At 59.3% G+C, this 656-nt stretch carries 2 protein-coding genes and 1 pseudogene; all 3 read left to right on the top strand.

Annotated features, from left to right (window positions below; all coding sequences use genetic code 11):
• Positions 1 to 17 precede the first annotated feature (17 nt).
• Entirely contained in the window at positions 18 to 179 is a 162-nt protein-coding gene (locus MUY21_RS15970; protein ID WP_348984599.1) for an AlpA family phage regulatory protein, read from the top strand.
• Positions 176 to 478, top strand: a complete 303-nt coding sequence (locus MUY21_RS15965) for a hypothetical protein (protein WP_248411264.1) — start codon at positions 176 to 178, stop codon at positions 476 to 478. The genes MUY21_RS15970 and MUY21_RS15965 overlap by 4 nt, the downstream gene beginning before the upstream one ends.
• Positions 475 to 656: pseudogene (locus tag MUY21_RS15960) on the top strand (hypothetical protein); the annotation flags it as partial. The gene MUY21_RS15965 and the pseudogene MUY21_RS15960, both read left to right, overlap by 4 nt.

Raw genomic sequence — 656 nt, 5'->3', positions numbered from 1 at the left:
TCTATCGACGCCCGGATGTGGAACAATTGGTCGGGCTGTCACGCTCGACGCTTTACGCGATGATGGCCGAGGGGACATTCCCCAAGCCGATCAAGCTGGGCAAGCGCGCGGTGGGCTGGCGGGCCATCGACATTGAGGCTTGGTTTGAAGCGCGTAGCCTGGGCGAGGTGTTTCAATGAACATGCACAATTGCACAGTGTCGCGCTCCGTTGATCTGAGCGTCCGCGAAACATCCGATAACTACCGGTCCGAGCTATTCCGCATGGGGCAGTATCGGGTCATCGTCTGTCGTCACGGGCTGCAATGGGTCTTGCAAAAGCAGCGCTTCAAAACATCCGTGTTGGGGGCGGCTTGGCGCAATATTGGCTACTACACCACCAAAACAGCGCTGATCCGGCTTCAACACGCTCACAACGCCCCTCAGCATCCATTCATGGACGCTTTACCCGAGCGGTTTCCCTGCGAGGTGACGCGATGATCCTGGCTGAACACATCACCCGCACACTTGGCGGAACTTGGCGCGGTCAAAGCGGGCTTGCCTGTTGTCCCGCCCATGAAGACCGGTCGCCCAGTCTAAGCCTGGGCGTGGGGGTCGATGGTCGTATATTGGTGCATTGCCATGCGGGCTGCTCTTATGGGGCCGTGATGGACGCGCT

It is taken from the genome of Aliiroseovarius sp. S2029 (assembly GCF_023195575.1).
Classification (GTDB): Bacteria; Pseudomonadota; Alphaproteobacteria; order Rhodobacterales; family Rhodobacteraceae; genus Aliiroseovarius; species Aliiroseovarius zhejiangensis.
Note: the sequence above shows the minus strand (reverse complement) of the source record. Positions and strands in the feature narration are given on the sequence as shown.